At 60.1% G+C, this 16,961-nt stretch carries 20 protein-coding genes and 1 tRNA gene; 8 read left to right on the forward strand and 13 right to left on the reverse strand.

The features are described 5' to 3' along the window. Positions 1 to 25 precede the first annotated feature (25 nt). The gene (locus tag ACE3O2_RS08220) at positions 26 to 1,465 is read left to right on the forward strand and encodes a gamma-aminobutyraldehyde dehydrogenase (RefSeq protein ID WP_374336451.1); all 1,440 of its coding nucleotides are present in this window, start codon (positions 26 to 28) and stop codon (positions 1,463 to 1,465) included. A gap of 59 nt (positions 1,466 to 1,524) precedes the next feature. Here the strand turns inward: ACE3O2_RS08220 and ACE3O2_RS08225 are convergent. Next, positions 1,525 to 1,615 (reverse strand) — tRNA-Ser (locus tag ACE3O2_RS08225). Positions 1,616 to 1,728: 113 nt separating this feature from the next. Between ACE3O2_RS08225 and dnaX the strand changes: the two genes are divergently transcribed. Genes dnaX through ACE3O2_RS08245 form a run of 4 tightly spaced genes read left to right on the forward strand, consistent with a single transcriptional unit; the run spans position 1,729 to position 5,154 of the window. Next, positions 1,729 to 3,507: a DNA polymerase III subunit gamma/tau gene (dnaX, locus tag ACE3O2_RS08230; RefSeq protein ID WP_374336453.1), complete on the forward strand. Its 1,779-nt coding sequence runs from the start codon at positions 1,729 to 1,731 to the stop codon at positions 3,505 to 3,507. A 53-nt stretch (positions 3,508 to 3,560) separates the two neighbouring features. Next, the gene (locus ACE3O2_RS08235) at positions 3,561 to 3,896 is read left to right on the forward strand and encodes a YbaB/EbfC family nucleoid-associated protein (RefSeq protein WP_168875386.1); all 336 of its coding nucleotides are present in this window, start codon (positions 3,561 to 3,563) and stop codon (positions 3,894 to 3,896) included. A 7-nt stretch (positions 3,897 to 3,903) separates the two neighbouring features. Beyond that, on the forward strand, positions 3,904 to 4,512 hold the full coding sequence (gene recR, locus ACE3O2_RS08240; protein ID WP_374336455.1) for a recombination mediator RecR: 609 nt from the start codon (positions 3,904 to 3,906) through the stop codon (positions 4,510 to 4,512). Between the two features lie 12 nt (positions 4,513 to 4,524). Next, positions 4,525 to 5,154: an AAA family ATPase gene (locus ACE3O2_RS08245; RefSeq protein ID WP_374336457.1), complete on the forward strand. Its 630-nt coding sequence runs from the start codon at positions 4,525 to 4,527 to the stop codon at positions 5,152 to 5,154. 10 nt (positions 5,155 to 5,164) lie between these two features. Here ACE3O2_RS08245 and ACE3O2_RS08250 read toward each other — a convergent pair whose 3' ends face one another. The 6 genes from ACE3O2_RS08250 to ACE3O2_RS08275 all read right to left on the reverse strand — a co-directional run bounded on the left by ACE3O2_RS08250 (position 5,165) and on the right by ACE3O2_RS08275 (position 9,124). Next, positions 5,165 to 5,629 (reverse strand): DUF2269 family protein, encoded by a 465-nt coding sequence (locus ACE3O2_RS08250; protein ID WP_374336459.1) that lies wholly within the window; start codon positions 5,627 to 5,629, stop codon positions 5,165 to 5,167. Continuing rightward, complete coding sequence (locus ACE3O2_RS08255) at positions 5,626 to 6,894, reverse strand: SDR family oxidoreductase (RefSeq protein WP_374336461.1); 1,269 nt, start codon at positions 6,892 to 6,894, stop codon at positions 5,626 to 5,628. Before ACE3O2_RS08255 ends, ACE3O2_RS08250 begins: the two co-directional genes overlap by 4 nt. Further along, positions 6,891 to 7,406 (reverse strand): hypothetical protein, encoded by a 516-nt coding sequence (locus tag ACE3O2_RS08260; protein ID WP_374336463.1) that lies wholly within the window; start codon positions 7,404 to 7,406, stop codon positions 6,891 to 6,893. Before ACE3O2_RS08260 ends, ACE3O2_RS08255 begins: the two co-directional genes overlap by 4 nt. Further along, positions 7,403 to 7,837: a hypothetical protein gene (locus tag ACE3O2_RS08265; protein ID WP_374336465.1), complete on the reverse strand. Its 435-nt coding sequence runs from the start codon at positions 7,835 to 7,837 to the stop codon at positions 7,403 to 7,405. Before ACE3O2_RS08265 ends, ACE3O2_RS08260 begins: the two co-directional genes overlap by 4 nt. Positions 7,838 to 7,906: 69 nt before the next feature. Beyond that, positions 7,907 to 8,449, reverse strand: coding sequence for a GbsR/MarR family transcriptional regulator (locus ACE3O2_RS08270; protein WP_374336468.1), 543 nt, complete (start codon positions 8,447 to 8,449; stop codon positions 7,907 to 7,909). Positions 8,450 to 8,509: 60 nt separating this feature from the next. After that, the gene (locus ACE3O2_RS08275) at positions 8,510 to 9,124 is read right to left on the reverse strand and encodes a glutathione S-transferase family protein (RefSeq protein WP_168875378.1); all 615 of its coding nucleotides are present in this window, start codon (positions 9,122 to 9,124) and stop codon (positions 8,510 to 8,512) included. Positions 9,125 to 9,280: 156 nt separating this feature from the next. On the opposite strand from ACE3O2_RS08275, the gene ACE3O2_RS08280 reads away from it, so the two are divergent. Both ACE3O2_RS08280 and ACE3O2_RS08285 read left to right on the forward strand, forming a co-directional pair. Further along, positions 9,281 to 9,694, forward strand: coding sequence for a hypothetical protein (locus ACE3O2_RS08280; RefSeq protein ID WP_374336470.1), 414 nt, complete (start codon positions 9,281 to 9,283; stop codon positions 9,692 to 9,694). A 69-nt stretch (positions 9,695 to 9,763) separates the two neighbouring features. Next, on the forward strand, positions 9,764 to 10,129 hold the full coding sequence (locus ACE3O2_RS08285; protein WP_374336472.1) for a hypothetical protein: 366 nt from the start codon (positions 9,764 to 9,766) through the stop codon (positions 10,127 to 10,129). A 10-nt stretch (positions 10,130 to 10,139) separates the two neighbouring features. On the opposite strand, the gene ACE3O2_RS08290 is transcribed toward ACE3O2_RS08285, so the two are convergent. The 4 genes from ACE3O2_RS08290 to mdeB form a co-directional block, all read right to left on the reverse strand. Beyond that, positions 10,140 to 10,766, reverse strand: coding sequence for a LysE family translocator (locus ACE3O2_RS08290; protein WP_374336474.1), 627 nt, complete (start codon positions 10,764 to 10,766; stop codon positions 10,140 to 10,142). A 119-nt stretch (positions 10,767 to 10,885) separates the two neighbouring features. Further along, complete coding sequence (locus ACE3O2_RS08295) at positions 10,886 to 11,497, reverse strand: DUF2306 domain-containing protein (protein WP_374336476.1); 612 nt, start codon at positions 11,495 to 11,497, stop codon at positions 10,886 to 10,888. A 106-nt stretch (positions 11,498 to 11,603) separates the two neighbouring features. Next, positions 11,604 to 11,933 carry a TfoX/Sxy family protein gene (locus ACE3O2_RS08300; RefSeq protein ID WP_374336478.1) on the reverse strand — a complete coding sequence of 110 codons (330 nt, stop codon included), beginning with the start codon at positions 11,931 to 11,933 and terminating at the stop codon, positions 11,604 to 11,606. A 62-nt stretch (positions 11,934 to 11,995) separates the two neighbouring features. After that, positions 11,996 to 14,701 carry an alpha-ketoglutarate dehydrogenase gene (mdeB, locus tag ACE3O2_RS08305; protein ID WP_374336480.1) on the reverse strand — a complete coding sequence of 902 codons (2,706 nt, stop codon included), beginning with the start codon at positions 14,699 to 14,701 and terminating at the stop codon, positions 11,996 to 11,998. Between the two features lie 157 nt (positions 14,702 to 14,858). Between mdeB and ACE3O2_RS08310 the strand changes: the two genes are divergently transcribed. Next, on the forward strand, positions 14,859 to 15,383 hold the full coding sequence (locus tag ACE3O2_RS08310; RefSeq protein ID WP_374336482.1) for an Lrp/AsnC family transcriptional regulator: 525 nt from the start codon (positions 14,859 to 14,861) through the stop codon (positions 15,381 to 15,383). A gap of 6 nt (positions 15,384 to 15,389) precedes the next feature. Here the strand turns inward: ACE3O2_RS08310 and ACE3O2_RS08315 are convergent, their stop codons facing one another. Beyond that, positions 15,390 to 16,232, reverse strand: coding sequence for a DUF817 domain-containing protein (locus tag ACE3O2_RS08315; RefSeq protein ID WP_374336484.1), 843 nt, complete (start codon positions 16,230 to 16,232; stop codon positions 15,390 to 15,392). A 79-nt stretch (positions 16,233 to 16,311) separates the two neighbouring features. Next, positions 16,312 to 16,959 (reverse strand): GntR family transcriptional regulator, encoded by a 648-nt coding sequence (locus ACE3O2_RS08320; RefSeq protein ID WP_374336486.1) that lies wholly within the window; start codon positions 16,957 to 16,959, stop codon positions 16,312 to 16,314. Positions 16,960 to 16,961 lie beyond the last annotated feature (2 nt).

Here is a 16,961-nt window from a genome sequence, read left to right on the forward strand (position 1 = left end):
ACCCTTTTGGATGGAGCATAACCCTATGAGCACAGCTGTTTTCCCTCAGGACCTGTTGATCAACGGGCAGATTGTGGCTGGTGATGGCGTGGCGGAAGACATCTTCAACCCGGCAACCGGCGAGCTGCTGTGCCGGGTACATGAGGCTTCGCCGGAGCAGGTACGCGCTGCAGTAGGGGCTGCTGCCGTGGCGTTTGATGGCTGGTCGCGGACCACACCCAAGGATCGCGCCACCCTGCTGTTGAAGCTGGCGGATCAGATCGAAGCACATGGCCCCGAGTTGGCCCGGCTGGAGTCGTTGAACTGTGGCAAGCCCTACCTGGCGGCGCTGAATGACGAGATTCCGGCGGTAGCCGATGTCTTCCGCTTTTTTGCCGGCGCCATTCGCAATATGGGCGGCATGGTGGCGGGGGAGTATTTACCCGGACACACCAGCATGATCCGGCGCGATCCGCTAGGGGTGGTGGCTTCCATTGCGCCATGGAACTACCCGCTGATGATGGCCGCCTGGAAAATTGGCCCCGCCATCGCTGCAGGCAATACCGTGGTGATCAAACCCTCTGAGCAGACGCCACTAACCACGCTGCGGCTGGCTGAGTTAATAGTGGATATCCTGCCGCCGGGGGTGGTCAATGTGGTGACCGGACGGGGTGAAAGCGTGGGCGCACCGCTGATCTCGCAGCCCGAAGTCTGCATGGTTTCGCTCACCGGGGATGTATCGACCGGCCAGCGCATTCTGGAAGCGGCCAGCAAGAGCGTGAAGCGCACCCACCTGGAGCTGGGCGGTAAAGCCCCGGTGATTGTGTTTGACGATGCCAATCTGGAAGAAGTGGTGGCCGGCATCCGCACCTTTGGCTACTACAATGCCGGGCAGGACTGCACCGCCGCTTGCCGCATTTACGCTGGTAAGGGCATCTACGACAAGCTGGTAGCGGAGCTGGCCAGCGCAGTCTCCAGCATCAAGGTGGGCCTGCAGGATGATGAAGGGGTGGAAATGGGCCCGCTGATCTCCATTCGCCAGCGCAACCGGGTCGCCAGCTTTGTGGAGCGTGCCGCTCAGCAATCCCATATTGAAGTGGTGGCTGGTGGCAAAGTGGGGCAGGGCAATGGCTACTTCTACGAGCCGACGGTGATCGCCGGAGCCCGGCAGCAAGATGAAATCGTCCGCCGCGAAGTGTTCGGCCCGGTGGTCTCCATCACCCGCTTTGACGATGAGCAGGACGCCGTGCGCTGGGCCAATGATTCCGACTACGGGCTGGCCAGCTCGGTGTGGACCCGCGATGTCAGCAAGGCCATGCAGGCCGCTTCCCGCTTGCAGTATGGCTGCTCCTGGATCAATACCCACTTCATGCTGGTGTCCGAGATGCCCCACGGCGGCATGAAAAAATCCGGTTACGGCAAGGACATGTCGGTCTACGCACTGGAAGACTACAGCTGCGTGCGGCATGTGATGGTGAAACTGTAAACGGGTAGGTAGAAAAGCAAAAAGCCGACCATCAGGTCGGCTTTTTTGTATCGGGCTACTGGCGGAAAGGGGGGGATTCGAACCCCCGTTAGGGTGTTACCCTAAACACGCTTTCCAGGCGTGCGACTTAAACCACTCATCCACCTTTCCGCGAGAGAGGCCGGATCATAGCGGGAAAGCGGGTTGCTGGCAAGCATTTTTTGCCAAAAACCCGCATGGGGCAAGCGCGCCGGTGCGGCGGGCTTTCTGGTAGAATCGGCCGCATGAGCTATCAAGTCCTCGCCCGTAAGTGGCGTTCGCGTACCTTTGCCCAGGTCATGGGGCAGGAGCATGTGGTACGGGCGCTGACCAATGCGCTGAAGACCTCGCGCCTGCACCATGCCTACCTGTTTACCGGTACCCGTGGAGTCGGCAAAACGTCGCTGGCGCGTATTCTCGCCAAATCGCTGAATTGTGAAACAGGCGTGCAGGAAGAGCCGTGCGGTCAATGTACGGCCTGCACCCAGATTGATGGTGGGCGGTTTGTGGACCTGCTGGAGATTGACGCCGCCAGCAACACCGGTATCGACAATATCCGCGAGGTACTGGAGAACGCCCAGTACGCGCCGACGGCTGGTCGTTACAAGGTTTATATCATCGACGAAGTGCACATGCTGTCGAAAAGTGCCTTCAATGCGATGCTGAAAACACTGGAAGAACCACCTGCTCACGTCAAATTCATTCTGGCGACCACCGATCCGCAGAAAGTACCGGTAACGGTGCTGTCCCGTTGCCTGCAGTTCAACCTGAAGCAGATCCCGCCGCAGACCGTGGCACAGCACCTGCAGTTTGTACTGCAGCAGGAACAGATCCCGTTTGAAGCCGACGCGCTGATGCAGCTGGGCCATGCCGCCCAGGGCAGTATGCGCGATGCCTTGTCCTTGCTGGACCAGGCCATTGCCTATGGTCTGGGCGAGGTCAAGGCAGACGCGGTGCGCGGCATGCTGGGTACGGTGGATCAAAGCTATCTGCTGCGTATTCTGGACGCGCTGGCTGCAGGGCAGGGCGAGGTGCTGTTGAACGAGGCTGCACAAATGGCCGCGCGTTCGGTCAGCTTTGATCACGCGCTGCAAGTGCTGGCGCAGTTGCTGCAGCAACTGGCAGTGTTGCAAGCGGTGCCGCAAGCGCTGGATACGTCCACGCCAGATTACAGCCGGTTGAGCACGCTGGCCGACCGCTTCAGCCCGGCAGATGTACAGCTGTATTACCAGATTGCCGTACTGGGCCGTCGTGACCTGGGTCTGGCACCGGATGAGTACGCCGGTTTCACCATGTGCCTGCTGCGCATGCTGGCGTTCGAGCCCAGCGGCCAGATGCCGCCGCGCAGTCCACGTCTGGAGTCGCCACAAGGGGCGGATAGCCACGAAGTGATGCCGAGTAGTACACCGGCTGCTGTCGCCGCCACGCCGACCGTGCCGCCCCAAGCCGCAGCCGAGGTCATGCCGGCGGTGCCCGTTGCTGCTGAAGCTGTGCAGGCAGCAACGTCCGTACAGCGGCCCCCATGGGAAGCTGAGCTGCCTCCGGTGGAGGCTTATGACGAAGCCCCGGTTTCGGTGCCTGAGCCGGAAGCTGTTGTCACACCCGCACCGCCAGTTGTCGTAGCACCAGCCAATGTGGCCGCGTTGCCGGACTGGCATGAGGTGGTGCAAGCCTTGCCCATCACCGGGGTGGCCGCCATGCTGGCCAAGCATTGCGTGCTGACCGGGGTGGAGGATGGGGTCTGGTCGCTGACCTTGCCAGCCACGTATCAATCCATGCTGATGCAGCAGGACAAGCTGCGAGAGGCGCTGGCAAGCTACACTGGCAGTGCCGTCAGCCTGCGTATTCAGCTGGGCGCGAGCGACACGCTGGCACCGATTCAGCTGGAGCAGCAGGCAAGGGCTGAGGCCCTGCAGCAGGCGACCGAGGCGCTGCTGGCCGACCCGGTTGTACAATATTTGCAAACCCATGCAGGGGCGCGGTTGCTGACCGATACGGTGCAACCCTTGGCGCCATCTGCCTGATTTTACCCACACGATGGACGCCCGTCACGGGCATATGCAGCAAGGAGCAGAACATGATGAAGGGTGGCTTGGGCAACCTGATGAAGCAAGCGCAGCAGATGCAGGAAAACATGCGCAAGATGCAGGAATCGCTGGGCAGTATCGAGGTGGAGGGTCAAGCTGGTGCGGGCATGGTCAAGTTGACCATGAGCTGCCACCATGTGGTCAAGCGGGTGCATATTGACCCGTCGGTCCTGTCGGGTGATGAAGACGACAAGGAAATGCTGGAAGACTTGATTGCTGCGGCCTTCAACGATGCCTTGAAGAAAGTGGAAGCCACCACCCAGGAAAAGATGTCCGGTTTCGGTGCCGGGCTGAATCTGCCGCCGGGCATGAAGCTGCCGTTCTGAGCCTACGGTGAAATCTCCGCAAAACAGCCCGTCTGCCCTGCTGGAGCTGATCGACGCGCTGAAATGCCTGCCGGGAGTAGGGCCACGTTCAGCGCAGCGCATGGCGTATCACTTGCTGCAGCGGGATCAGACCGGCGCACGGCGTCTGGCCTTCTCGCTTAATCTGGCGCTCGACACCCTGGTGCGTTGCAGCCTGTGCAACAACTACAGCGAGCATGAGGTATGCAGTCTGTGCCGGGATGATGAACGCGATCGCACCAAGCTGTGCGTGGTCGAGATGCCCGCCGACCTGCTAATGATGGAGCAGGCACGCTGCCACCAAGGACTGTACTACGTGCTGCAGGGGCGCTTGTCTCCGCTGGACGGCATCGGCCCGAAAGATATCGCCTTGGAACAGCTGCTCAAGCGTGCGCAGGATGGTGTGGTGGAAGAAGTCATCCTCGCCACCAATTATACGGCGGAAGGCGAGGCCACCGCCTACTATATTGCCGAGATGCTGAAACGGCAGCAGATCGGTGTTACCCGAATTGCGCGCGGTTTGCCGGTAGGCGGCGAGCTGGAACATGTGGATTCCGGTACGCTGGCCCAGGCGGTGTATGAGCGCAAACCGGTTTAAGAGGCAAGGCCCATGCGACGCATCCTGATCGCCAATCCCAAGGGCGGTAGCGGCAAATCCACCCTGGCTACTCACTTGGCCAGCTGGTCTGCCTGGCAGGGCTGGCGCACCATGCTGGGTGATGTCGACCGCCAGCAATCCACCCGCCACTGGTTGCAGGCCCGCCCGGAGCAATTCCCGCCCGTGCATGGCTGGGAGGCGCAGCTGGATGGACCGATGCGCCCACCCAAAGGCACGGAATGGGCGATACTGGACAGCCCGGCCGGTTTACACGGTAAGAAATGGGCCGCAGTACTGGACGCGGTGGATAGCGTCATCGTTCCGGTCCAGGCCTCGCCGATGGACATGTGGGCCAGCGAACCCTTTTTGCAGGCCCTGGCCGAGGCCAAGGTGGTGCGCAAGGGCAAGATACGGGTGGCGGTGGTGGGCATGCGTGTCAACCCGCGAACGCAGAGTGCCCGCCAGTTGGCCAGCTTTCTGCAGCGGTTTGATCTACCGTGCGTGACGCACATTCGCGATGCGCAGCTCTACGTGCAGACCATTGCCCGTGGCTTGACCCTGTTTGACCTGCCGACACTACGCTACGCCAAGGAGCGCGAGCAGTGGCAGCCACTGCTGGACTGGCTGCAAGCACCAGCGTGAGGCTCGCAGGCTAGGCCGGTTTAGCCACCATCATCCAGTACACCACCAATAGCCCCACAAAGGCGGGGATGCCCAGCAGGGTCCACAGGCGCTCATACTGCCAGTAGCGTCCGGGCAAGCGCTCACCGTGCAGCAGCGCGTAGTGGGCCATGTCCCGCATGCGCAATTGCAGCCACACTACCGGTAGCCAGCAGATGGCGGCCAGTGCGTACAGGGCGAAGGTTGCCAGCAACCAGTGGCTGTGCAGTGGCCAGCCCGCCAGATGCGCCATCCACAAGCCGCTGATCGGCTGGAAAATCACGCTGGGGGTGGTAAACCACCAGTCGGCCTTGACCACCCAATGCGATACGGTCGCAATACTCTGTACCTGTTTGCCCCGGTTGGTCACAAACATATAAAAGGCAGTCCCCAGGCCAGTACCAAACATCAGCGTGGCAGACAGAATATGCAGGTATTTCAGCAACAGGTAGCTCATGGCTTGTCCTCACTTATACGCCACATCATGATCAGCAGCAGCACAATCGGCAGGTTCTTGCTGAGGGCGCCGAAAGGATGCAGCCACCACTCAGGCATGCCCAAGCTCAGGCTGACGCTGTAAAAGGCCACCAGCAGGGCTTGCGCGCCCCATAGCCAGCGCCGAGGGTGCAGGACAAGCAGCACCGCCAGGCTGATGTCGAGCAGACAGGCCCCTGCCAGCGCAGCAGGCGCCCATGCGGCGGGGATGCCACAGGCGTGTAACCAGCCCAGCGACTGTTCACGCGGCCACCACCAGCCGGTGAGTGCACTCCACAGCCATAACAGCGCCATCATCACCCGCAGCATCGGTTCTGCCCAGCCCATTACTGCTGCCGCACGTAATTCTGGGGCCGCAAAGCTGGTAGGGTGCCGCAGCGGCCGCCCAAGCAGCTGTTGGCAGGGCAGGGGATCTGCCAGTGGCCCCGGTCCAGCACTAGCCGCCAGCATGCGAAGGGTATCTGGCGTCAACAAGCTCCCCGGCACATGGGCCGCCAGCCGGGCTACGGTATAGGCCAAACCATCCGGCAATGGCAATACCCAACCTGCGCCAGCACGCATGCCTTGCCGCAGGATCGACAGATAATCGGCAAAGCTGCAGCTGTGCGGGCCAACGGCATCGACGATACCACGCTGAGCCGGTGCTGCTGCCAGCAAAGCCAGCATCAGCGCGACCAGATCATCGACATGGATGGGCTGTACGCGTGCCCGCCGCGCCATGGGTAGCACAAGCACCGGCAGCGTGGCCAGCGTGCGCATGCCACGGCTGCTGTCACCCTCTTCGCCGTACACCAGTGAGGGGCGGAGGGCCACACCGTCCAGATCTCGCGCCAGCAGATCCGCATCCGCCTTGCCCTTGCTGCGCCAGTAAGCGGTTTCAGCGTCAACATCGCTACCCCAGGCAGAGAGCTGGATCACGCGGCGGACCTGACGCGCTTCACAGGCCGCAAACAGCGCGCAAGGCATGTCGGCATGCAAGGTCGCATAGGCCCCGGCATGGGGCTCCAGCAAGATGCCGACACAGTTGATGACCGCATCAACACCGTTCAGCAGCGGCAACCAGTCGTTCTCGTGTGTCATGCAGGCAAGATCTGCTTCCACCCAACGGACACCTGTCAGCGCAGGGTCACGACGACCCACCGCCTGCACCACATGGCCGAGCTGGACCAACTGAGCCGCCAGCCGTTTGCCGATGAAGCCACTTGCGCCCAGCAGCAGGATGTTCATGTTTGAACTCCTTTGTGCAGGCGATACAGCGTGATGGCGGCCCAGGTATCACGCACAGCCCAAACCCAGACACCGATGGCAAACAGGGTAAACAAACCGGTCCAGTAACCATGACGGCTCAGCACGACGGCATCCGGCAGGCGGGACCACTGCAACACCATAGGCAACATGAGGGTACATACCGCACCGGCCCCCATGCTGAGTACCAGATGCATCACACGCTCGTTGGGCGACAGGACACGGGTGCGATCCTCTTCCACGAAATCCCAGGCCGTGAGCAGGATCTCACCCAGCAATACGGCAGCCAGCAACCAGGCCCAGCTGCCTTGCCACTGCGCCCAGGCTAAAGCCAGGAACAGCATGCCGTACAGCCACTCGCGAGCCGCGTGCAAAGCCTGCTCCAGTCGTGCTCCCGGTCGGCTGGGCAGGTGTTCACGCCATTCATGGTTGAGCAGCATGTCCAGTGCCCCCAGTATGGCCTGGAAGGTTAAAATGGCGAACAGGGCAGTCATGCATCACCTCGCTTATCGATGAAGTACAGCAGCAGCAGCGGTGGCAGCAAGGCCAGCACTGCCAGCAGGTCCAGGCTGACAAACAAGGCAATGCCCCGCTGCCAGGACAAACTGATGTCTTGTGGAGCCCATAACAGCAAGGCCAGCGCCAGCCCTAGCCAGACCATGGGTTGCCGGTGATGCCGTCCGCTCCAGACCATGAGGGTCATGCACAGGCCCAGCATTTGCAGCGTGGCACCAAAAGCCTGTAGCCACCACAGCAGTTGTTGGTGCGCCGCTTGGGGTACCGCTGTCGCCCAAAAGCTGGCCTGGAAAGGCCCCAGAAACTGCGCCAGCAGCTCCGGCCTGGCTGTCATGGCCATCCCCGCCAGTGCGTGTACAAAGCAGCCCAGCAGCAGGAAGTGGATCAGGAAGCCACGCTTGGTTTTCAATTTTTCTGTACACACAGAAATTCCCTTTTGCAAAAAAGGCAGGAGAGCCTGCCTGGATTGAACGTGGACTTACAACGCTGGAGTGTCATCACTCCCGAACAGTTTGGCCACCTTACCGCCCATCTTCAGGAAACGCTGTAGCGTCTGTGGTGGCAAATGCTTGAAGTCGGCGTAGGCCTGCATCAGCATTTCCAGAAAGACCAGCACCCGATCCATCTTTTCGCGGGTGGCGGTTTCCAGTTCCGGGTCGTTTTCGGCTTCGAGTGAGCACTCGCGCAGTACAGACAGGGTGGGGTCGAGTTCCCGCCGTTTGCGCTCTTCCAGCACCGTGCGGAAGATGTCCCACACTTCCTGATGCGCGACAAAGTGATCCCGGCGGTCTTGCGGCAGGTGCTGGATCTTGACCAGTCCCCAGCCTTGCAGTTCTTTCAGGCTGGTACTGACATTGGAGCGGGCCACACCCAAGGTCTCGCTGATTTCCTCAGCGTGCAGGGGACGGTTAGCCAGAAATAGCAGGGCATGGATCTGCGAGACCGTGCGGTTCACGCCCCAGCGGGTACCCATCTCCCCCCAATGGAGGATGTACTTCTGCATGGTGGGGGAGAGCTGCATGGCTTGCTTTCAATTTCTGTATATACAGAAATATAAGTAAAGCCATGCGGGCTGTCAAGCTTACTCGCTAGCGTGGCGCGCCAGCGCCTGATCGGGATGCAGCCATCCCGGCTGGCTGGTCATGTGCTGCAGCCAACGGGTGATGTTGGGGTAATCCGACAGCGGCAGCCCTACTTGCGGCAACCAGTGCAGATAAGCACCACAGCTCAGGTCTGCAATGGTCAATCCGCTTTCCAGCAAGGTGGCGTGTTGCTCAAGATGCTGCTCCAGCGTACCCAGATCAGCCAGCAGCCGTTGCAGCAGATAATGCATGACGTCTGCCGGCAGCGGTGACCACAGCAGCGCAAAGCGATAATTGGGCAGGCTGAAGCCGATGCGGTTGGTTTCCCAGCTGAGCCATTCCAGCACCGTTTGCCACTCGCCGCTGCCTCCGGTAAAGCGCCCGGTCTTGCGCGCCAGATATTGCAGAATGGCGTTGGACTGACAGAGTGAGCGACCTTCATCCACCAGAACAGGGACTTCGCCAAATCGGCTGGCGGTCACAAAGGCGGCAGGACGCTGCTCGCGTGGTAGACCGAGGTCGATCCACTCATAGCGATGCTGCAGATTGGCCAGCAACAAAAAACTGCGCACCTTGAAGCTGTGTCCCGAATCACTGCTGCCGTACAGTAGCATGGTCTGCTCATTTCCTTGTTTAGGGTCTATTCCATCATAGCGTGTTGTGAGTGCCTGCGCGTGCCTTGTGAGCACAAACTCACATGACATTGTCAATTATGACGTGCTAAGGTTTGCCCATCATCAATCACAGCCATATGCATTTGAGGAGACTCCATGCTGTTTCGTTCCCTGATTCTGGGCGCTGTGCTGCTCAGCGCGTCCACACTCACCCTGGCACGTGAAGCCATGGCCAAGTATGGTGAATACTACTTGGGACCCAAGACCATGACAGTAGAACTGGCCAAGCTGGCCAGCGGCACGCAGGCGCTGATCAAGGTGTATGGAGTCGATCACGCATGGGATGGAAAGGTACTGCGAGTTGACGTACGCAGCGGGCGCGACGACCGTAGCGAGTACTATCTGAAAGTGGACGGCAAGGACTATGTGATGATGCTGGTTGGCCAGTATCAAGCGCAGATTTACTTGCCGGGATTGGGTGAGTCCTATTTGCAGTTCAAGCGGGAAGAATCCCTGTCCGTGCAGCCTGAGCACCTCATGACGGAATACGAACAATACGCTGGCAAATAAGCACGCGTTCAATCCACGTCCGTCATATCACGACCAACCGTTTACCGAATCACGGCACAAGGAAGTTTGATGCAAGCCAAAAGAGAACCCGTTGCCCGCTATGGCGAATCCTATCAAGGCCCGAAAACCCTGACTGTAGAACTGGCATGGCTTGCCAGTGGTGAGGCTGTCCTGATCAAGACGTATGGTGTGAATCATCCATGGGACGGTCGCGTGCTGCGAGCCAGCCTGCATGAAGGCAATGACCGGCTCAACGAGTTCTATACCGAGGTGGAGGGCAAGGAATGCTTGCTGATGCGAGAAGGACCCAGCCACGGCGCACGACTCTATCTCCCGGGGCTTGGCGAGTTGTCGCTGAGCTTTGACCGGGAGGCATCGCTCCAGCTCAAGCCCGAACACCTGATGACGGATTACCTGCAGCAAGCCAACCGCTGAACCTCAGGGTTCATCGTCCGGCAGGCCACAGCATGCGCAGCGCCAGCCCCCCAAACACACCACCCAGCAGATAGCGGGGCCAGCGCCGAGGGGCTTGTCCGCGCATACGGCGCATTACCTGATGCGCCAGCAGAATCACCACCCCGTTCACCACGAGGCCAATCAGGTTCAATACCGTAGCAAGCAGCAGGAATTGCAGCACCATGGAGCCTGCCGCCGGGTGGGTGAATTGCGGAAACAAGGCCAGCACAAACAAGGCCATCTTGGGGTTCAGAACGTTACACAACAAGCCTTGCCGGTAAACCTGCCCCATGCGCAGGGGGCTGGGTTGATCGGTAGCCGCAGCGGTCGCAGGGCTGCGTAGTGTCTGGATGGCCAGCCACAGCAGGTATAGCGCACCGGCAATACGTACCCCGTCATAGGCCAGCGGTACCATGCGCATGAGCTGTGAGAGGCCCAAGGCAGCGGCCAGTGCATGCAGATAGGTTCCCGTCTGGATACCCGCCAGTGTTGCAAAGCCTGAATAGCGCCCTTGACTCAAGGTTCGAGCCGTCATCAACAGCATGTCAGGGCCTGGAGTAATTGTCAGCAGCAGTGCGGCAAGGGAAAACAGCGAGAGCGTAGCCAGATCCAGCATGGAGAACCTTTCATTGCGGGCATGAAAGGTTCTCCAGTATAACGACGCGCCCTATCTGCGGCAAGCGCGGAGGCGGGGCTACCGTAAGGCATCACAGACATACCTCATCAGACCGCGGGTTACGCTGGAGCCTGTTTCCCTCGACTGTGCAACCACCGTTCTGCGATCAGCAGGTTGGGTACCCAGCATAGCCATGCAATCACAGGGTAAGCCCGTTCAAACGGAATAGCCGTGAGCATGCTGAGCGGCAGGTAGCAGCGCAGCGTAACAGCCGCCAGGGTGAGCGCGAAATTGCGTATCATCCAGCGGCGGTGTGTGCCGATGTCACGCTGCCGAATGGCGAGATAGGCACGCAGCCCGCTATATAGCCATGCGATGGCCAGTGCGGCAAACCCCAGTGTAGAGAGCATGCCGCCATAGGCGTTACGTGCGATCAGCAAGCCGGCCAGCCCGCCGGGCAGGACGCCCAACCCCAGATAGGCCCGTCCCAGCCAGCGGTGTAGCGCCGGTTTACGCGCTCGCAAGGCTTGGGAAAACTGCAGCGGCCCCAATAACAGCGCCAACGCGGACGTAAAAATATGGACATACACTTCGATGCGGTGCGCCTGAAAACTCCGCAACATGTCCGGATGCACCAGGCTGCCGATCGGGAACGCGGTGTACGCGACCACGGCATAGCCCGCAACACCGATAGACAAGAGGTACAGCAAGATTTTGCTTGCAAGACGCATGGCGCTTTCCTTGAGCAGGTGGCTTCCTTGCACGCCAGGAAGCTTCGATGGTACCTGACGGACGCATCATCTGCGATGGATGTTACAGATTCATGCTTACTTGTATCTACTTGGGCGGCAAGCTTTCCACAAAGTGGCGGGCCAAGTCCAGCCACAGTGTCAGACCATATGCCCTGGCAGGGGCGGCCTCCACCCAGATGAAGCCGGTCATGGTTCGGCCACCATGCACCATGACTGTCGCACCGGGCCGGGCCAGTGCCTCATCCTGCTGTGCGGGGCCGACCCGAAACAGGTAACGCCCGTCTTTACTGATGCAGCACAGCATATGCCCGCGCCACATCCAGCATAGCCCGCCAAACATCTTTTTCTCGTCGACCCCAGGCTCACCGGACAACAGCCCCCTGATCTCGTCTGCCAATGCTGGGTCTACGGCCATCGGTACACCTCCCTGTGTATCGTCAGCTCAGTATGGGTGACCCAGCATCATTCAACAAGGGCTTAGCGATGCCAGGGGGCCTCGCGCTCACTGGTAATGCCATAGCGGTTGATGGCTTGTTGGCATAGCACCGCATCGCAATAACCTTGCTGCCGCAGGCTATGGAGGGCCGCCAGCACAATCTGGTGGCGATCCACTTCAAAGAACTGGCGCAGCTCAAGCCGGGTATCACTGCGGCCAAAGCCATCGGTCCCCAATACCGTATAGGGTGCGCGCAAGTAACTGGCTACCAGCATGGGCCAGGCGCGTACGTAGTCGGTAGCGGCGATCACCGGCGCATCACCCTGCAGGCACTGCGAGACATGCGCGACGCGTGCCTCATCCTGCGGATGCAGACGGTTCCAGCGCTCAAGCTCCTGAGCCTCGCGTGACAGCTCGGCAAAGCTGGTTACGCTCCACACCTCAACCTCCACCTGCCATTCCTGCTGCAGCAAACTGGCTGCCGCGATCACTTCCCGCAGAATGGCACCGGAGCCGAGCAGGCGCACCTTGCCGCGCGCCTCCGGCACCGTCAGATGGGCAAAGCGGTACATGCCCTTGAGCACACCCGGTACCGCGTCCTCAGGCAGGTCTGGCTGGGCGTAGCTCTCGTTCATCACCGTCAGGTAATAGAACACATCCTGCTGGTGCTCCATCATCTGCCGCATGCCGTGATCCAGAATCACGGCCAGTTCACCAGCAAAGCAAGGATCATAGACTTTGCAGTTGGGTATGGCTGCGGCCTGCATCACGCTGCTGCCATCCTGATGTTGCAAGCCTTCGCCACCCAGCGTGGTACGTCCCGAGGTTGCTCCCAGCAGGAAACCGCGAGCGCGCTGGTCTGCTGCAGCCCAGATCAGATCACCAATGCGTTGGAAGCCAAACATCGAGTAATAGATATAGAAGGGCAGCATGGCCAGGCCATGCACGGAATAACTGGTGGCGGCAGCGGTCCAGCTGCTGATGGCACCCGCTTCGCTGATGCCTTCCTCCAGAATCTGCCCGTCCAGCGCCTCACGGTAGCTCAGCACCGAGCCAATGTCTTCCGGCTCATACTGCTGACCGGCGCTGGAATAAATACCAATCTGCTTGAACAGATTTGCCATGCCAAAGGTGCGCGCTTCGTCAGCCACAATCGGTACGATGCGCTGGCCGAGCGGGCGCTCCTTGAGCAAGCTGGACAGCATGCGCACGAAAGCCATGGTGGTGCTCATTTCCTTGCCACCGGCTTGCAGTGCAAATTGACCATACTGCGCCAGCGGTGGCACCGCAATCACGTCTGCCTGGGTCCGCCTTGCCGGCAATGCACCGCCCAGCTCGCGACGGCGAGCATGCAGATACTGCATTTCCGGACTGTCTGCCGCTGGGCGCACCAAGGTCAGGCTGGCGGCTTGCTCATCGGTCAGCGGCAGGTTGAAGCGGTTGCGATAGGCAATCAGGTCATCCCGTTCCAGCTTCTTCTGCTGGTGGGTGGTCATGCGGCCTTGACCGGCCTCGCCCATACCGTAACCCTTTTTGGTATGGGCCAAGATCACGGTGGGGCAACCTTCGGTTTGCATCGCGGCATGATAAGCGGCATGAATCTTCACCAGATCGTGCCCACCGCGCTTCAACCGGTCGATCTGCTCATCGGTGAGGCCTTGCGCCAGTGCGGCCAATTCCGGGTTTTGCCCAAAGAAGTGCTCACGATTGTAACGGCCATCCTTGGCCGCAAACGTCTGTAACTGACCATCCACGGTATGCGCAAACGCACGGGTCAAGGCCCCGGCATGGTCGCGTGCCAACAGGCCGTCCCAGTCCGAGCCCCATACCAGCTTGATCACGCGCCAGCCCGCGCCGGTGAACAGGGTTTCCAGCTCGTCGATGATGCGGCCATTGCCCCGTACCGGGCCATCCAGCCGCTGCAGGTTGCAGTTCACTACCCAGATCAGGTTATCCAGCTGCTCACGGGCCGCCAGGGTGAGCGCACTCATGCTCTCCGGCTCGTCCATTTCGCCATCGCCAAACACCCCCCACACCTTGCGCCCACGGGTATCCAGCAGTTGCCGGTGGCTCAGGTAGCGCATGAAGCGGGCCTGATAGATGGAGCTGATCGGCCCCAGGCCCATGGAACCGGTGGGAAACTGCCAGAAATCTGGCATCAGCCACGGGTGCGGGTAGCTGCTTAAACCCTGCGTACCGTTTTGCTGGGCAGACAGTTCCTGCCGGTAATAGCCCAGCTGTTCCTCACTCAGCCGCCCCTCCAGAAACGCCCGGGCGTACACGCCAGGGGCCGAGTGCGGCTGGAAAAACACCAGATCGTCCCCCCCATTGGGATAGGCCGCGCGGAAGAAATGGTTGAACCCCACCTCAAACAGGTCCGCTGCGCTGGCATAACTGGCGATATGCCCACCCAGCTCACCGTAGGCTGCATTGGCACGCACCACCATGGCCAGGGCATTCCAGCGCATGATCGACGCCAGTCGCTCTTCGATGGCCAGATCGCCCGGAAATGCAGGCTGTTGCTCAACGGCAATGCTGTTCAGGTAAGGGGTACCACGCGGTGGCTGCCAGCCAATATGCGGCTGCCGCGCCAGCTCGGTCAGCATGTCCATGATGTCATGTACCCGCTGGCTGCCGGAGGCTTGCAGCAGGCTTTCGAGGGCCTCACGCCATTCTGCGGTCTCTACAGGGTCCGGGTCCTGCTGGTGTACGGTATGCCACAGAAAGGGAGGGGTAATGTTGTTCATGTTCAACCTGCTGGATGCCATTGACCGGAATGCAAGACCTTGCTTGCGCACCGAAAAATGGTAGCGCGATTGCCCCAGAAAATTTATCCAACGTTTGCCAAGGCAGGGGCTCTTGGCGTAATAATATTCTTTAAACTGTATCCAACTTGGAATAATCATGCAGAACCCGCAACGGCTGGATCGTACCGACATTGCCATCCTGCACCAGATGCAGCAAAACGCACGCGTGACGCACGCGGAACTGGCGCGCACCGTTCACCTGTCGACCACCCCCTGTTTCAACCGGGTCAAACGCATTGAAAACCTGGGCATCATCCGTCAGCAAGTAACCCTGCTGAACCCGGAGGTGCTCGGGCTGCGGCTGAATGTATTCATCAATGTATCGTTGAAGCAGCAGGATGAGCGCACGATCCAGGAATTTGAGGCGGCCATCGCTGACCGGCCAGAAGTGATGGAGTGCTACTTGATGACGGGCGATGCGGACTATCTGCTGCGGGTGGTGGTACCGGACACCCCGGCGCTGGAGCGTTTCATCCTCGGGCACCTCAGTCGTATCAGTGCCATCGCCAGCATCCGCTCCAGCTTTGCGCTGAAGCAGGTTCGCTATAAAACCGCCTTGCCACTGCCGCAGCATGGGCTGACCTTGCCGGACCTCAATGCGGCACCAACAGAGTGGCTATAACGCCGCTCACTCTGGCACATGCACTGAGCGGCGGTGATGCTGTAGATGGGTGATGATGGTAAAGGTCATGATCACCAGCAGCGACCAGGAGCCCCATTTACCCACGTGCACCGCAGACCAGCCCCCCAGTTGGTGGGGATAGGCCCAGATGTGGAGAAAAGTGCTGATGTTTTCGGCCAGCCAGATGAAGAAACCGATCAACACAAAGCTCAGCAACAGCGGCATGCTGCGCTCACGATCATAAGGCCGGAAAATGACCGTGGCACGGGCATAGAGGCCAATGATCAACATAGCCAGATAGCCGCGAAAATCCATGATGTAATGATGGGTGAAGAAATTGGCATAGATCAGCAGCGCTACCAGCGTGGCCATCCAGTAGGGCGGGTGATGACGAAAGCGCAAACCGAACAAATACCAGGCCTGAAGGATGTAACTTCCCACGGCAGCGTACATGAAGCCCGCAAACAGCGGCACACCAAACAGTTTGCTCCAGCCCGCGTCCGGGTAGCTCCATGACGCAATATGGCCCGATGTCTTGAACACTTCCAGCCCAAAGCCGAGCACATGAAACAGGCAAACGGCTTTTAGCTCGTCCAGGCTTTCCAGCTTGAGCAACAGCATCAAGGCCTGAATCAGCAGTGCCCCTGCCAGCAGGACATCATAGCGATGCCAGCTAAACAAACCACTTCGCGGCACCAGCAGCACCATGCCAAAAAACAGCCCTGCAAACAGGCAAGAGCGAGCCTCCTTGAGGCCAAAAAATAAAAACTCGACCACACCACGCCGCCAGCCTGACAACTGCGGCAGCGGTGGTGGATTGAGCAGAAAATGGTCAAGTCGGTTCAGCATGGCGCGCTGTGCAGGGGCAATCCAGCATTGTATGACATTTGCCTGACTCGTTCAGCCGAATGCCGCAAGCGTGCAGCGCTCAGCTACAACGCGATTGCAAGTACTGTCCGGCGTAAAAGAGATCGCGCTCAATGGCACGGCGGACCGCGCTGCTGTCGCGCTTGTGCAGCGCCTGCATGACATCGCTGTGGGCGTCATTCAGTCGTTTGGCAAAGTCGGGGTCGTCAAACAGCTGGTTGGAAATCGGGCCAACCTGCAGCCACACGGTTTCGATCAGTTCCAGCAGCAGCGGGGAGCCGCTGGCACGATAGAGGATCAGGTGAAAGCGTTCGTTGGCGTCCAGATAGGCTTTGGCATCCGGGATGGTCAGTGCGGCGGCCATCTGCTCTGAGAGCTGCTGCAAGGTTTGCAGCTCGGCATCGCTCAGCCGGTGTGCGCCCCGCTCGGCGGCTTCGCCTTCCAGCAACAACCGCACCTGTAGCACATCGGCAAACTGCGCGCGCGACAGCTGCGGCACCGTGACGCCACAGTGCGGCACATTGACCACCGCATGTTCAGCAGCCAGGCGCTGCAGCGCTGCGCGCACCGGCATTTCGCCCACCCCCAGCTCTGCGGACATCTGGCGGATCTTCAGGCGCTCACCCGGCAAGAAGCGGCCTACCGTCAGCCACTGGCGTAGCGTTCGGTAGGTCTGATCCTGCAGCGTGCTGTCGTCGGCCGTTTTCATGC

This window comes from Leeia sp. (genome assembly GCF_041909055.1).
GTDB lineage: Bacteria > Pseudomonadota > Gammaproteobacteria > Burkholderiales > Leeiaceae > Leeia > Leeia aquatica.

Excerpts from the sequence above, each read along its gene's own strand:
- ACE3O2_RS08280 (WP_374336470.1), top strand. The coding sequence starts at position 9,281 with ATGCTGTTTCGTTCCCTGATTCTGGGCGCTGTGCTGCTCAGCGCGTCC.
- ACE3O2_RS08270 (WP_374336468.1), bottom strand. The coding sequence starts at position 8,449 with ATGCAGCTCTCCCCCACCATGCAGAAGTACATCCTCCATTGGGGGGAG.
- ACE3O2_RS08295 (WP_374336476.1), bottom strand. The coding sequence starts at position 11,497 with ATGCGTCTTGCAAGCAAAATCTTGCTGTACCTCTTGTCTATCGGTGTT.
- ACE3O2_RS08235 (WP_168875386.1), top strand. The coding sequence starts at position 3,561 with ATGATGAAGGGTGGCTTGGGCAACCTGATGAAGCAAGCGCAGCAGATG.
- ACE3O2_RS08315 (WP_374336484.1), bottom strand. The coding sequence starts at position 16,232 with ATGCTGAACCGACTTGACCATTTTCTGCTCAATCCACCACCGCTGCCG.
- ACE3O2_RS08275 (WP_168875378.1), bottom strand. The coding sequence starts at position 9,124 with ATGCTACTGTACGGCAGCAGTGATTCGGGACACAGCTTCAAGGTGCGC.
- ACE3O2_RS08310 (WP_374336482.1), top strand. The coding sequence starts at position 14,859 with ATGCAGAACCCGCAACGGCTGGATCGTACCGACATTGCCATCCTGCAC.
- ACE3O2_RS08260 (WP_374336463.1), bottom strand. The coding sequence starts at position 7,406 with ATGACTGCCCTGTTCGCCATTTTAACCTTCCAGGCCATACTGGGGGCA.
- ACE3O2_RS08300 (WP_374336478.1), bottom strand. The coding sequence starts at position 11,933 with ATGGCCGTAGACCCAGCATTGGCAGACGAGATCAGGGGGCTGTTGTCC.
- ACE3O2_RS08220 (WP_374336451.1), top strand. The coding sequence starts at position 26 with ATGAGCACAGCTGTTTTCCCTCAGGACCTGTTGATCAACGGGCAGATT.
- ACE3O2_RS08250 (WP_374336459.1), bottom strand. The coding sequence starts at position 5,629 with ATGAGCTACCTGTTGCTGAAATACCTGCATATTCTGTCTGCCACGCTG.
- ACE3O2_RS08285 (WP_374336472.1), top strand. The coding sequence starts at position 9,764 with ATGCAAGCCAAAAGAGAACCCGTTGCCCGCTATGGCGAATCCTATCAA.
- mdeB (WP_374336480.1), bottom strand. The coding sequence starts at position 14,701 with ATGAACAACATTACCCCTCCCTTTCTGTGGCATACCGTACACCAGCAG.
- ACE3O2_RS08290 (WP_374336474.1), bottom strand. The coding sequence starts at position 10,766 with ATGCTGGATCTGGCTACGCTCTCGCTGTTTTCCCTTGCCGCACTGCTG.
- ACE3O2_RS08245 (WP_374336457.1), top strand. The coding sequence starts at position 4,525 with ATGCGACGCATCCTGATCGCCAATCCCAAGGGCGGTAGCGGCAAATCC.
- dnaX (WP_374336453.1), top strand. The coding sequence starts at position 1,729 with ATGAGCTATCAAGTCCTCGCCCGTAAGTGGCGTTCGCGTACCTTTGCC.
- ACE3O2_RS08255 (WP_374336461.1), bottom strand. The coding sequence starts at position 6,894 with ATGAACATCCTGCTGCTGGGCGCAAGTGGCTTCATCGGCAAACGGCTG.
- ACE3O2_RS08320 (WP_374336486.1), bottom strand. The coding sequence starts at position 16,959 with ATGAAAACGGCCGACGACAGCACGCTGCAGGATCAGACCTACCGAACG.